We start from the raw sequence: 15,019 nt of genomic DNA on the forward strand, positions 1-15,019 counted from the left end.
AAAAAACACCTCCGGGTAACCCAGCCGTCATAGAAGCTTTTGCTTCCTTAGACCTGTGACTTTGCGTCCCCATATTTCTATGGGTTTGCCTTTTTCCAAAAGGAAAACTTTATAAATCAATTATATACCAAAACATCAGGATTTTAAAGTTGCTTATATTTTTTATATATGGCCTATCCACATTTTTTCCCTAATTTTTTTTAAATTCGGACCAAATTTCTCATCAAGCTCTTTTCTATACTCTTTATATATCTCAGCTAAATAAATATCATGAACTATAAAGGATTCCGCCATTAGCATAAATGCCTCATTCTCTGTCCATATTGCTTGGGGTTTATCTTTATTAAACATAGCAAATAGTGATTCCCTTCCATCGGCTACTAAGGTTAACCATCTACCATGCTTCAAGACATTATCCTCCATGTCTTCCATCTCATGATAGTATATCTCACCTATCCTATCCTCAGTATCTCCGTATAATACTGTTACTAATTCTATTCCCCTTTCTTCTAAAGGCTTTAAATCGTCTTTAAAATATTCATAATCCTTATTCCAAGCCTCTAAATATACGAATTTCTTGGAATTTGATAAAACATTCCTAATTTTATTATTTATATTATCAGTTCCTTCTAAATGTAATAAATATGAAATCCGATTATGGGAATTAACTTCCTTGAGATTATTTTTAAGATATCTTACGGTTTTACTTACATTCTTCTTATAATTATCTAAAAAGCTTTCAAATTCTAAAGCAATGTATTTAACCGGATTATCACTTATAATATTAACTAAGTTCTTTTCCAAAAGTTTAGTCATTGTTTCATATATTTTAGCCTGGGGAACTCCACATAGCTTAGCTAATTCATAGGCTGTTATATCAGGTCTTTTAAGAAGAGATAAATAGGCTTTGGCTTCATATTTATTTAAGCCTATTTCCATCATCTTCTCAATAACTTTCTCATCTTCCATTTATGCTTTATTCCTTTCAAAGATTTACTAAACTACTAATGTACCAGTCTTACCTTCGATTCCTTTTCCCGCACTTTCTAAAGCAGTTATAAGGGATTTTCTACCTTTCTTAGACGCTGTAAACTTCATTGCTGCTTTCACCTTTGGCAGCATTGATCCAGGCGCAAAATGTCCTTCTTCTATATATTTTTCAGCATCAGCTATGGTCATCTTACTCAACTGCTCTTGATTGGGCTTGCCAAAATTAATAGCAACCTTTTCCACAGCAGTTAACATGATTAAATAATCCGCATCTAATATCTCAGCTATTTTCTCACTGGCAAAATCCTTGTCTATGACGGCTGGCACTCCAATCAACCTATTTCCCTCGGCTATAACAGGTATTCCACCTCCACCGACGGTTATAACTATATGTCCATTTTCTACTAATGTTTTAACGGTTTCTTTTTCTGCAACATCAACTGGAATAGGGGATGGTACAACTCTTCTCCAACCTCTACCTGCATCCTCCTTTACAATATAGCCCTTTTCCGATGCTAATTTTTTAGCCTCCTTCTCAGTATAAAATGAGCCTATTGGTTTAGTTGGATTTTTAAATGCTTGATCATCCTTATCTACTATAACCTGGGTTACTACTGTAGCAACCGATCTTTTAATTCCTCTATTTAAAAGTTCTTCTCTTATGGCGTTTTGCAAATGATATCCAATATAGCCTTGGCTCATAGCCCCACATTCCGGGAAAGGCATTTCTGGAGTTTTAGCTTCAGTTTGAGACGCAGTCTCTAAAGCTAAGTTTATCATTCCCACCTGTGGTCCATTGCCATGGGCTATAATAACTTCATTTCCTTTTTCTATTAAATCTACTATTGGCTTAGCTGTAATTTTAACCAAATCTAATTGCTGCTGGGGTGTTTTCCCAAGTGCATTTCCACCTAATGCAACTACTATTCTCATTATTTGACCTCCCCTTTGCATCTTAATAGAATTAACCCCAATAACTGTAAACTATTCTATCTCCCTGCAGTGGCAACCATCACTGCTTTAATTGTATGCATTCTATTTTCGGCCTCATCAAATACTACTGAATGCTTGCTTCTAAACACTTCATCCGTTACTTCCATTGACTCTATTCCAAACTTTTCATAAATCTCTTTACCAATTATTGTCTTAGTATCATGGAACGATGGTAAGCAATGCAAGAAGATCACATCTGGATTTCCTGTTTTATTAATCATATCCATGTTTACTTGATAGGGTTTAAGCTGCTTAATTCTTTCTTCAAACTGGTCTTCTTCACCCATTGATACCCAAACATCTGTATAGATTACATCTGCAGCCTGCACTCCTTCTTCTATATTTTCAGTAAACTCTATTACTGCTCCTGTCTCCTTAGCTACTTCCTTCATTTCCCCTACTAATTCTTCAGATGGGAATAATTCCTTTGGAGCTACTCCGACAAAATGCATACCCATCTTAGCTGCACCAATCATTAATGAATTGCCCATATTGTTTCTTGCATCACCTACATAAACAAACTTAACCTTATTAAGTGGCTTATTTACATGCTCCATTACTGTTAAGAAATCTGCAAGAATTTGTGTTGGATGATAAAGATCCGTAAGCCCATTCCATACCGGCACCCCGGCATGAGCCGCTAAATCTTCTACTGTTTCTTGTTTAAAGCCTCTAAATTCAATACCGTCATAGTATCTTCCAAGAACCTTTGCAGTATCCTCTATTGACTCCTTCTTACCCATTTGACTGTTGCTCAAGAAAGTAACCTGTGCCCCTTCGTCAAAACCAGCTACTTCAAAAGCACATCTTGTTCTTGTTGATGTTTTTTCAAATAACAATACTATATTTTTTCCCTCTAATAAGTCTCCCCTTATACCTGATCTTTTCTTTTTCTTAAGGTCCATTGATAAATCTAACATATACTTGATTTCCCGTGGTGTAAAGTCCTTTAATGTAATAAAATTTCTTCCCTTTAAATTGATTGGCATTATTATTCCTCCCTTTTAATTATCCTTCTCTAAATAGTGGCATACTCATGCATCTTGGGCCTCCTCGACCTCGTGACAGCTCTGATGATGGCATGACATGTAATTTTACACCGTGATCCTCTAAAAGCCTGTTTGTAACATGATTTCTAGAATAAACAATAACTTCTCCCGGTGAAATGGCTAGTGTATTAGACCCATCATTCCACTGTTCTCTACCGGCATCTATCATATTTCCAGCACCACAGCGAATCAATGTAACCTTATCAAGCTCTAGATATTTTTCAAGTATTTCACTAAGCTCCATGGTTTCCTTTTCTATTAATAAATCCCCTGGGCCATCTCCCTTTCTTAATGAATACACCGTAAGGGGGCCTTCTATTTCAGGATGAATAGTAAATTTATCATAATCAACCATCGTGAATACCGTGTCTAGATGCATAAATGCTCTTTTTTTTGGTATATCAAAGGCTAGCACCACTTCAAAGCTTTCATCTTTTTCAAATATCCTTTTAGCTATACTTTCCACAGCCGGCCCTTCCGTTCTTTCGGATATACCTATAGCTATTACTTTCTCACTTAGTATAAGCTGATCTCCGCCTTCTATAGAAGCATTTTCTTTTCTATCATACCAAAAAGGAATATCTGAATCCTTGAACATAGTATGAAATTTAAATATATATTTTGAAAATAATGTTTCTCTGTTTCTAGTAACTGTCCTCATGTGATTTAAAGAAATTCCCCTCCCTATAGTAGCAAAAGGATCTCTGGTAAAATAAAGATTTGGCATAGGATCTACTATAAAAGGATAGTTGGACTCAATCATATCTGCTAAGGAAGTCCTTTCATAATGACTTATCTCATTTTTCCTAATGCCCTCCATCATTTTATCAACCATTTCTTTGTTAGATGAAAAGCTTAAAAGGTATTCCTTAACAAGCTCTTTTTTTCTTTGACTCATGTTTTTTGCTTCATTAATAAATTCATCAATAAATTCATTTTTAATTCCATCATTTATAAGGGACTCAGCAGCCAAATCTTCCAAATAGAATACCTCCACACCATTTTCTCTAAAAATATTCGCAAAAACATCGTGTTCTTGTCTTGCAATTTCTAAATAGGGTATATCATCAAATAGTAATCTATCCATTAAATCAGGTGTCAAGTTTTCTATCTCTTTTCCCGGTCTATGTAATAAAACTTTTTTCAATCTTCCAATCTCGGAATAGACTTGTAAAGCCTGTTTTTCACCCATATTTCACCCCTGCCTTCAATTAATCACTACCCAAGTAGTTATTAAATACTCTTTGAGTATAATCCTTAGCATTTCTTTTGTCAATCGTTTTCCTAATACATTTTTGAAAATTCTAAAATTTTTATGTAATTGAGTTCTTTTCTGGTAATATACGAAGATATCCTATTTATTTAGGACCCTGTATACTTATTTTGTTTTAATCCTTTACAAGTTATGCAGTTTCCTCAAGTAAAAAACCCCCTATATAGGGAAGCTTCAAGCTGCCTATAAGGGAGTTTATATATTTTTTATGGTAAAGTGCTATAATGAAAATCAATATGTTTATTCTTCCAACTCCATGCATACACCGGTTTCACTATCTATTAAAACGAATTTCTTATCTTTTGTTACCCCAATACCCACATTATTATTTTTCAGTAAAGTCACTATTGTAGTAACTATCCCCTTCAAGTCTTCCACCGCTTGCTCCTTGGTCTTTCCCATATTAAATCACCTATCCTTATTTAATAATGTAATTCTATAGTATATATAACATTGCTTATAGACCATTATTTTTTGATGACATTTTTCTTTAAATTATCTTATATTTATTATAATACAATTTTCTATTATTGTAAGTTTAAAATTATTAAAAGAGGAATTTGTCCTAGTTTGTAGAATTATGAATTATATGAATATTATTATGCAATATTTTACTTAATTACATTATTTATTTTAATTCAACTTTAAAATTCCATTTGTTGATATAAAAATATTGAAGGAGATTTTCATATATGAGTATTAAATCTAAATTGATAATTAGCTATATCATTTTAATAGTCTTTTCCATAAGCTGTTTAGGTTTCTTCATTGCAGATAAATCAAGGGATGCAATTTTTAATGAAGTAACGGAAAAAAGCCAGCGAATCTCAGAATTAATACTTAATATGGTCAGCGTCAGAAATGATTTACTTTCCGAGAAAATTCGTACTGATTTACACTGTGCAGAACAGAAATTAGACAATCTAGGCTCAATAAAAATAGATGCTGTAAATAGTGTTAAAGTTGAAGATCATAGTCTCCCATCTTTATATGCTGGAAGTACTAATTTGACTGTTAATAATGATTTTGTTGATAATATAGAAGAATCTCTAGAAGCGATAGCTTCTATATTTTTACTTATGGATCAGAAATTAGTAAGGGTCACTACTAACCTCACCGTGAATAATACAAGGCCAATAGGAAGCTATATTGACAATAAATCTCCCATATACAAAACAATCATAAAGGATCAGCATTACTATGGGAATTCATTGGTTTTAGGTGAATGGTTTGTAGCGGGCTATAAACCCCTAAAGGATGTAGATGGAAGGATTATCGGAGCAATTGCTTTGGGCTATAAGGCTTTAAACAATCATTTAGAAAAAACTATAAATGATGTGAAGATCGGAGAAACTGGCTATGTTTATGTTATGAACTCATCTGGAGACGTTTTTGTTCATCCCCATATAAAAGGAGATAATCTTGGTAATTATGATTTTTTTAAAAGAATAGCTGCACAAAAAAATGGAATAATAGAGTATGAACTTGAAGGAGTAAAAAAACTAGCTGCCTATAGATATTTTGAACCTTGGGACTGGCATATAGTAACTACTGCTAACTATGATGATTTAGAAGCTCCTTCTACATCTCTTTTATCTACAATAATTATAATAACATTGATTATCCTCTTACTAAGCATAATATTAGCTATATTCTTAACCCATACCTTTGTTATGCCTATTAATAAATTAAAGGGATACATGGAAATAGCAGGTAAGGGAGATTTAACCATCCAATCCGATATAAATACAAAGGATGAAATAGGTGTATTATCAAATAGCTTTAATTCTATGATTAAGGAAAATAAAAGGTTACTAGAAGAGACAATTAAATATGATAGCTTAAAAACAGAGTTTTTTTCAAATATATCCCATGAATTGAAAACACCAATAAATATAATTTTCTCAACCACACAGCTTTTTTCATTATATACCGATAAAGACATTGAAGCTTCAATTGATCCCCTTAAATTTAAAAAACATGTAAATACAATTAAGCAAAATTGCTACAGATTGCTAAGATTGGTTAATAACTTGATTGATATTACTAAAATAGATTCAGGCTTTATGCTGTTAGATTTAAAGAACCACAATATTGTTGAGGTGATTGAAAATATTACTATGTCAACCACTGAATATATTAAAAGCAAATCAAGAACAATTATATTTGATACTGATATAGAAGAAAAAATTATGGCCTTAGATGCAGAAAAAATAGAAAGAATTATTTTGAATCTTATCTCTAATGGAGTGAAATTCACTAGACCAGGAGATAAGATCGAAGTGAATGTTTATGATAAAGGTGATAATATTCAAATCTCCGTAAAGGATACTGGAATAGGTATTCCAGGGGATAAACTCGATATGATATTTGAAAGATTTAAACAGGTAGATCCACTGCTAAGTAGAAGACATGAAGGCAGTGGTATTGGACTATCCCTTGTAAAATCATTAGTTGAAATGCATAAAGGTACAATTCATGTAAATAGTAAATGTAATAAAGGCACTGAATTTGTGATAGAATTACCCGTTAGATTAATTGATAATGACAATAGTGAAGAACACAAAAATAATATTAACCACCATGCCAATGTTGAAAAAATCGAAGTGGAATTTTCCGATATATATGAATAAAGTAAAAGCGATCAAGACATCAAGATCGCTTTTACGATTATAGGAGAATATCTTTAAGTATCTCTTTTTACTAATCTATGGGGAAGTATAACTTGCATATTTTTTACTTCATTTTTATTGAGTTTATCAATTAGGATTTCTACTGATTGATAGCCTAGCTCATACATAGGCTGTACAATACTAGTTAAACTTGGATCAACAATCTGGGAAATAATTGTTCCATCAAAGCTTATTATTCCAACATCCTCAGGAATCCTTAATCCCAATTGCTTTAATGTTTTTAAAACAATGGAAGCTTGAATATCAGAATTGACTAAGAGTCCATCTATACTAGGATGCTCCTCAATTAATTTTATGGTCTGTAATCTTAATTTTTCAAAGTCATTACTTCCTTTAATTATGCATTCCGTATTGTAAGGAACTTTTTTTTCTTTATGGGCCTTTTTATAACCATCAAGTCTTCCCAATGATGAACTAGAATCTATATAACCCCTAATATAGGCTATATTATTTTTACCCCTTTCAAATAGATATTTACATGCATCATATCCAGCCCTTTTATTATCTATTGATACGTAGGGAACATCTATTTCATCAAAATATTCATTACACATTACAACGGAATAATCATCGGCGATTTCCTTAAGCTTATTTTTATTAATACTTGATGATAAAAATACTGCCCCATCAACCTGTTGGGTTTTTAATAGGTTTATAAAGGTTTCTAATTGATTATTATCAAGTTCAGTTGTTCCAATGATAACGTTATATCCCTTTTCTTTTATTGCAGTTTCAGCACCCCTAATAATTTCATTAAATATAGGGTTAGAAATAGTAGGTAGCACAATCAATATGGTACTGCTTGATTTTTTTCTTAAGTTCTTTGCCAATAAATTAGGTCTATAATCTATTTCTTCTATAACCTTTAATACCCTTTCTCTTGTTTCAGCTTTAACTTTATTATCATTGTTTAAAACCCTTGAAACTGTTGCCACTGATACATTTGCAAGTTTAGCAACCGTCTTAATTGAACTCATAAAAACACTTCCCTGTTCAGTTAATTATTTAAAGAATATACTCTAACTTCATATGGTCTTAGATTTATATCACTAATATCTTCATATTTGTTTTCGTAATTGGATATCAACAGCTGACAATTATTGAAATCATTCAATGCCTCTAAGTCTAAATTCACCTTTATTTCTTCATTTGAAAAACTAGCTATAATCAATACTTTTTTGTTATTCCATTCTCTAATATATGAAAAAACATATTCATCCTTTTCTAATAATAACTTAAACTTACCTTTTCTAAGAACATCATTATTTTTTCTTAATTTAATCATCTTCTTATAATAATTATATATGGAATTTTCATCAATTAAATTATTATATACATTTATTTCTTTATAATTTTCATTAACTTTTATCCAAGGCTCTCCATTGGTAAAACCAGAATTTTTACTTAAATCCCATTGCATAGGTGTTCTCGCATTATCACGACTAATCTCCCAAATATCTTCCATTACCCTTTTAATATCCTCTTTTCCTTCCAAAACCCTTTCTTTATAAATATTAGATGTTCTGATATCCCTATAATCATCAATATCTGAAAACCTCACATTTGTCATACCTATTTCGTCTCCAAAATATACAATAGGAGTGCCTTTTAATGTCAATAATATGGTGGCCAACATTTTTGCTGACTGTATTCTATATTTTTTATCGTTACCGAAATGTGAAACACTACGGGATAGATCATGACTTCCAAAAAATATTGTGTTCCAAAGCTTGCCATCTAATGCTATTTGCCACTTATTAATAATCCTTTTAAATTCTACTAAATCAAAAGCTAACTTTCTGTTTCCTTTTTTATCTAATTCAACATGTTCAAATTGAAGAAACATATTAATCTCATTTCTTTCTTCCCCCGTATATAGATATGCATCCTCAGGAGTGAGCCCTTGAGTCTGTCCTAAAGCCATAATGCCCTCATATTTTGATAATACCTCTTTATTCATTTCCTTCAAGTACTTATGTACCTTTGGATGATTTTGAAAATACTCTTCAGCAGGTAAATATTCTCTAGTATCTCCTACTTTTCTTTTAACATCTGGAAGTCCATCTTCCTTAGCTATCTTATTTATTACATCCATTCTAAAACCATCCACACCTTTATCGATCCAAAATTTCATTATATCATAGATCGATTGACGTACCCTTGGATTCTCCCAGTTAAAATCCGGTTGTTTTTTTGAATATATATGCAGATAGTATTCATCGGTTCCTTCATCATATTCCCAGGCAGAACCCCCTACCTTTGTAGCCAACCAATTATTTGGCTTTTTACCATTTTTACCCCTTTTCCATATATAGTAATCACGATATGGATTATCCTTTGATTTTTTTGACTCTATAAACCATTCATGTTCATCGGAGCTATGATTTACTACTAAATCCATAATAAGCTTTATATCACGCTTTTTCAATTCTGCTACTAGTCTATGGAAATCCTCCATAGTCCCTAGTTCATTCCAAATACTATAATAGTCACTTATGTCATAGCCACTATCATCATTTGGAGATTTGTATATGGGACAAAGCCAAATTGCATCAACTCCTAAATCCCTTATATAATCTAGTTTTGAAATTATTCCTTGAATATCTCCAATACCATCTCCATTACTATCTTTAAAACTTCTTGGGAAAATTTCATAGATAACACTATTTTCCCACCATCTATCACTCAACTTTTATTCCTTCTTTCTATATATAGCCATAAACCCCGGCTATAATCCTATTTTCCACCCAATTCTAGGGCTTTTAATAAAACGTATTTGTTTTCCCCCATTTTTTCCATATTATAAATATAACTCTTTTGTAGATCCTTGTACTCCTGCCATCTATCTTTATTAATATATTTTTCAATTTCACAAATCAATGTATTTTCAACTTCATCGACTTTTTCTTTAGGATAGTCATATTTTTGTCTGATTTCTTCTACTATACTTAACAGTTTTTTCTTCATATCTTTATAACCAAACATAGCCTTTAAATAGTATGATAGCTCCTCTAGCCTTGACTCAGATAGATTCTGCTGATTACTGAACATATTCCATTCCATGATGAACCTTCTCATATTATTTTCAAAATACTTTAAAAAGTCTTTTTTTGCTTCCCTAGGAGGTCTATGAATAATAGTAACTTCTTTATCACAGCAAAAATATGCAGCATACCTATTATCCTTGGGTAATATACCTACCTCATCATTACCATTTTCATAAATTAATCTATTTGCCAAAAGATAAGAAAAATCTTCTCCCCTTGGTACATCTAGGGGATAAAATGATACCTGTGCCGTTTCTCTTTTTATGATCATATTTCCCCCGAAACCAAACAAGGTTTCCCTTAAACCTTCATAGTTAATTAATCTTTCCATATCATTGTCCATTGTGGAAAACTTCTTCCAACTAGTCAATGGATCCGATGCTTTAATTCGAATAGTTCCATTCTTCTCATATGGAGCTGTAATTATATACTTATCCCCATTGAATTTTATCAATTGTTTAGCATGTAGTATGTACTGCTCTCTCAATAATTCGTCATCATCTATTTGTATTATTACATCTTCCTTTAAAATCGATGGTATTATCAATCCCAGATTTCGGATTTCTGGATATCCTGATGTATCCAAGAAATCATTGTTTGTAATTTCCTTAAGCTTAAATATATCATCATTTGTATATATTAATGTCTCATAAGGGCATTTCTCATCTTCAAAGATTTTTCTGATCTTTTTTCTAATTTCACTATCATATTTTGTTTCTTTTTGAGTTGCTACTGCAAATATATAAACTCTTAAATTGTCTTCCTTATCAATACCAAGCTTATTTATACTTTTTACAGTCTCAATCAATGTATTTTCCTCATTAAATCTTTCAAAAGAGGTTGGATGATCAAAGGAATTATACTTGTTCTCATCAACATCTACATAAACATTAATTACCATTGCAAATCTCATATGTCTGTCTCCTTTACTCTTTAACTCCACCTTCTAACACCCCTGAAAGTATCCTTTTTTGTAAAGCTAAAACCATTACAATCAATGGTATGATAGTCACTATAGCCGCTGCACTTAATGTCCCCCAGGGTACTACATAATCAGTTTGATATAATGTTAATCCCACCGTTACCGTCCTATGGGATTCATATTGATTGAGTATCTGTGCAAATAGATATTGATTCCATCCGAAAATAAAAACTAATATGCTAACGGTGAAAATCCCGGGCTTAACTAATGGTATTATTATCCTTATAAAGGTTTGATAAATATTTGCTCCATCAATCTCTGCACTTTCTTCCAATGAAAATGGAATGGCTTCAAAATAGGCTGTTAAAAACCAAACTGCCATGGGCAAATCTAGGACTGTTATCACTATAGCAAGACCTAAATATGAGTTTAACAGCTTTAATTTACTCATCATAAGATATATCGGACTTATAATTGTCACTGGAGGCAAAAGCGATATAGCCAATAGGAATATTAAAAATACTTTTTTGCCTTTTATATTAGTCCTTGAAAGGGAATATGCAGCCATGCATGCTATTGTAATGCATATAAAAACAACTAAAATTGATACAACAAAGCTATTGAATATATATTTCAAAAGAGGCTGCTGGGTAAAAGCATTTATATAATTTTTCAAAGTCCATTCTGTAGGCAATATTTTAGGTGGTATTGCTATGATATCTTTCTCAGTTTTAAATGAACTAAATAGTAAATATAAAAACGGAAACAGCATTGAACCTATAAATGCCAAAAAAAATAAGATATAAAAGGTTTTGCTTCCTATTTTCTTGATTCTTTCCATATGTTATCCCACCTTAGTCTTTAATGCATTAACAAACAATAAACTAATAATAAGTGATAAAACAAGCATAGCAACAGCTAAAGCTGCTCCATATCCAATGTTGCCATAGGTAAAATACGTACTTATGGTATAAATAGATAAACTTTCTGTAGTTCCAGCGGGTCCTCCACTGGTCATGGCAGCAATCAAATCATAAATCCTAAGTGCGGCCACAACTCTAAATAAAATAGCTACCATCATGGCTGGTTTTATAAGAGGTAAAGTAACCCGGAAAAATTGCTGTATTTTATTAGCCCCATCTATGGATGCCGCTTCATACAAATTCTTAGGAACATTTTGAAGCCCTGCTAATAATAGTAATGACATATAGGGTGTTGTTTTCCAAACATCGGCAATTATAACTGCTGCCTTTGCAGTAATTTCTTCTGTCAACCAAGGTATGTACTCCGATATTATCCCCATGGCATACAATTCAGCATTAATAATACCATTATGTCCAAACATATATGCCCATATCAAGCCCGATACAATGGTTGGTATAGCCCATGGAATCAAAATAGCTGTTCTTATAATCCCTTGCCCAAATATTTTTCTATTCATTATCAAGGCCAAAGTTATACCAAGAATCAATTCTAAAATTACAGATATACCTGTGAACTGTACAGTCCATTTAAAGGATTCTATGAAATGTTCATCTGTAAATATTTTCTTATAATTATCTAATCCAATAAATTTAGATCCCTGTGCTATAGTCTGAACTCTATATTCAAATAAACTTATATAAATAGTCTTCATTACTGGATAAAATACAAGGGTTGCAACTAAAAGGACAGCGGGTAATAGGAATATATAACCTATCCTTTGCTTTCTTTTATGCATTGCCATTTCTCCTTTCAGCCTTATACAAAGATGACTTGGTCTCTTTGCTAGGTTAAGGTTCCATTCGTAGTCAATTTTTCTAAATATAGATTAATATTGGAACTTAAATAAAGAAGTAATTTCTAAGAACCTATAAAAATAGATATTAGGATAGATTTAGAACTTTTTATAGTATAAAATTTCTGCCTCTCTACCTATCCTAATATCCTACTAATGTTATTGTCCTAAGACTTGTTTCATCTTCTCTTCAGCATATTTCACAGCTTCTTCAGCTGTTTTTTTACCTGTAATAACATTTTGAGTTTCTAGCTGTAAAATCCCAGATAACTCAGCATAATATGGAGATTGTGGTCTTGGTTTAGTTGACATCATCACCGGATACATATCAGCTGCAAAGGGTAACGCTTTCTTTACATCTTCATCTTTATATAATGCAATTCTTGTTGGTAAATGAGCTAGACCAAGGGCTTCTTGTTTTTGTATCTGAAGACTTGATCTAAACTTTGCAAATTTAACGGCTTCTTCTTTATGCTCAGAAAAATTAGATACCATTACGCCCCATCCACCTAGGGTTGAGTAATTTTTACCACCTTTAACTGTAGGTAAAACTGTATATCCTACATTTCCCACTACTTTAGATCCTTCCATACTATCGGCCTTCTTGGCAAATGTAGGCCAGTCCCTTGAAAAGATCAATTGTCCATTTGCAAATAAATTCCTTACATCACCACTGCCAAAGTTACTGATTCCCGGAGGAGTTATTTTTTCCTTGATAACCATGTCACCCATTAATTTTACTGCTTCAATTGTCTCAGGCGAGTTGAAAACTATATTTCCTTTTTCGTCTAAAAAGTCTCCCCCATGGGACCATACTAATTCGGTCAAGTTACAAGTTACTCCTTCATACTGCTTCCACGAACCTGCATATCCATATAAATTAGGATTTTTTTCTTGTTCTATAATGTATTTAGTAGTTTCAACTAACTCATTCCATGTAGCTGGAACTTCCTTATTGTATTTCTTAAGCAAATCTTTTCTATAATATAGCATTCCTCCATCGGTGAAAAACGGAATACCATATACATTATTATTATATTTATAAGCAGCCATTGAACCAGGAGTATGTTCCTTTATCTCTTCATCAGTTAAATACTCATCTAAGGGTAATACCCAATCTGCTCCTGCAAAAATAGGTGTCCAAACAACATCTCCTACAAATACATCCATTGATGATTCCTTAGCTTGTAAAATTGTATTAATAGTTTGAAGCTTTTTATCTGTACTTTCAGGTAATTCTACATAATTAACTTTAATATTTGCATTCTCTTTTTCAAATTGCTCAATTACTTTTGTTTCAAAACCCTTCTCATCAGGTCTACCATAATATGTAATTGTAACTGGACCTTCTTCCTTAGTCCCAGCATCACAACCAGTGATAAATGACGTTACAAGCATAACTATGCTTAGAAGTAGAGCAAACTTTTTCATTATAAACATCCTTTCAAATAATTTTTTGATACAAATGTAATCGATTACATTTTTGGTAAAAAAATATATTTATACAGAGAGGAATACGTTTGTAATCGATTACATTATATCTTGATTTAAGATTATCAAATTAATCCTCCTGTGTCAATATTTTTTACTATAATAAATGTCATCAATACAAAAAATGAAGAGGGGCTTATTTAGTATTTAATCTACAAACTCATTAAATTTCTTGCTATCATTATCATAATATACTGGCACTACTTTGCCATGGTTAATGGCTCTTATCAAATCATTTTCATCGGTAATATTATCAAAAAATTTCGTTGCATATTTCCCAATATTTTGTAACCTATGAGCATCACTTGCCCCAACACAAGGAATATTTAATATGTTTGCAATTTTATTTGCCCTAAAATTATTTTCAGGGGACGTATTTCCATTGAAAATTTCAATTGCCGATAGTCCTCTTATATCCTTAATTGTATCCCCTAATCCCCTTCCGTTATTTCTAAATGGATGGGCACTTATTGTAGCACCACCTAATTGATTGACTAAATCAATTAGCTCCTGGGCATGAAGCTTTTTTTCTGGTACTTTATCCATACCAAAGCAAAGAATATCCCCTTCATAGGTTAATATCTCAACCCCAGCAATAACAATCAAGCCATATTTTTCCCTTAATTTATTTACATATTTTTTGGATTCATTATTGTCGTGATCCGTTATACATATTCCATCTAAACCCATGGCTTTAGCTTTTTTTATACCCTCTTCCATATCAATGTGGCTACATGGAGAAAATTGCGATGTATGAAAATGTAAGTCTATAATCATGATATCC

At 32.1% G+C, this 15,019-nt stretch carries 13 protein-coding genes and 1 riboswitch; of the genes, 1 reads left to right on the forward strand and 12 read right to left on the reverse strand.

The window, feature by feature from the left end:
* Positions 1-11: 11 nt before the first annotated feature.
* Positions 12-100: riboswitch (cyclic di-GMP riboswitch) on the reverse strand.
* Positions 101-162: 62 nt separating this feature from the next.
* From N4A68_10655 to N4A68_10675, 5 genes are all read right to left on the reverse strand, one after another.
* Positions 163-969, reverse strand: coding sequence for a TrmB family transcriptional regulator (locus N4A68_10655; protein ID MCT4564753.1), 807 nt, complete (start codon positions 967-969; stop codon positions 163-165).
* A 27-nt stretch (positions 970-996) separates the two neighbouring features.
* On the reverse strand, positions 997-1,923 hold the full coding sequence (arcC, locus tag N4A68_10660) for a carbamate kinase (GenBank protein ID MCT4564754.1): 927 nt from the start codon (positions 1,921-1,923) through the stop codon (positions 997-999).
* 56 nt (positions 1,924-1,979) lie between these two features.
* A complete protein-coding gene (gene argF / locus N4A68_10665) occupies positions 1,980-2,972 on the reverse strand; it encodes an ornithine carbamoyltransferase (protein ID MCT4564755.1) in 993 nt (330 codons plus the stop codon).
* Between the two features lie 19 nt (positions 2,973-2,991).
* The gene (arcA, locus tag N4A68_10670) at positions 2,992-4,224 is read right to left on the reverse strand and encodes an arginine deiminase (protein MCT4564756.1); all 1,233 of its coding nucleotides are present in this window, start codon (positions 4,222-4,224) and stop codon (positions 2,992-2,994) included.
* A gap of 321 nt (positions 4,225-4,545) precedes the next feature.
* Complete coding sequence (locus tag N4A68_10675; GenBank protein ID MCT4564757.1) at positions 4,546-4,707, reverse strand: hypothetical protein; 162 nt, start codon at positions 4,705-4,707, stop codon at positions 4,546-4,548.
* A 290-nt stretch (positions 4,708-4,997) separates the two neighbouring features.
* Between N4A68_10675 and N4A68_10680 the strand changes: the two genes are divergently transcribed.
* Positions 4,998-6,938: a Cache 3/Cache 2 fusion domain-containing protein gene (locus N4A68_10680; protein MCT4564758.1), complete on the forward strand. Its 1,941-nt coding sequence runs from the start codon at positions 4,998-5,000 to the stop codon at positions 6,936-6,938.
* Positions 6,939-6,991: 53 nt separating this feature from the next.
* Here the strand turns inward: N4A68_10680 and N4A68_10685 are convergent, their stop codons facing one another.
* From N4A68_10685 to N4A68_10715, 7 genes are all read right to left on the reverse strand, one after another.
* Positions 6,992-7,975, reverse strand: a complete 984-nt coding sequence (locus tag N4A68_10685; GenBank protein MCT4564759.1) for a LacI family transcriptional regulator — start codon at positions 7,973-7,975, stop codon at positions 6,992-6,994.
* A 20-nt stretch (positions 7,976-7,995) separates the two neighbouring features.
* On the reverse strand, positions 7,996-9,687 hold the full coding sequence (locus N4A68_10690) for an alpha-glucosidase (protein ID MCT4564760.1): 1,692 nt from the start codon (positions 9,685-9,687) through the stop codon (positions 7,996-7,998).
* A gap of 47 nt (positions 9,688-9,734) precedes the next feature.
* Entirely contained in the window at positions 9,735-10,958 is a 1,224-nt protein-coding gene (locus N4A68_10695; protein ID MCT4564761.1) for a hypothetical protein, read from the reverse strand.
* Between the two features lie 13 nt (positions 10,959-10,971).
* Entirely contained in the window at positions 10,972-11,808 is an 837-nt protein-coding gene (locus tag N4A68_10700; protein ID MCT4564762.1) for a carbohydrate ABC transporter permease, read from the reverse strand.
* A gap of 3 nt (positions 11,809-11,811) precedes the next feature.
* Complete coding sequence (locus N4A68_10705; GenBank protein ID MCT4564763.1) at positions 11,812-12,687, reverse strand: sugar ABC transporter permease; 876 nt, start codon at positions 12,685-12,687, stop codon at positions 11,812-11,814.
* 216 nt (positions 12,688-12,903) lie between these two features.
* Positions 12,904-14,175 carry an ABC transporter substrate-binding protein gene (locus tag N4A68_10710; protein MCT4564764.1) on the reverse strand — a complete coding sequence of 424 codons (1,272 nt, stop codon included), beginning with the start codon at positions 14,173-14,175 and terminating at the stop codon, positions 12,904-12,906.
* 207 nt (positions 14,176-14,382) lie between these two features.
* Positions 14,383-15,012: a PHP domain-containing protein gene (locus N4A68_10715; protein ID MCT4564765.1), complete on the reverse strand. Its 630-nt coding sequence runs from the start codon at positions 15,010-15,012 to the stop codon at positions 14,383-14,385.
* Positions 15,013-15,019 lie beyond the last annotated feature (7 nt).

Origin of the sequence: Maledivibacter sp., assembly GCA_025210375.1 — a bacterium.
GTDB lineage: Bacteria > Bacillota > Clostridia > Peptostreptococcales > Caminicellaceae > JAOASB01.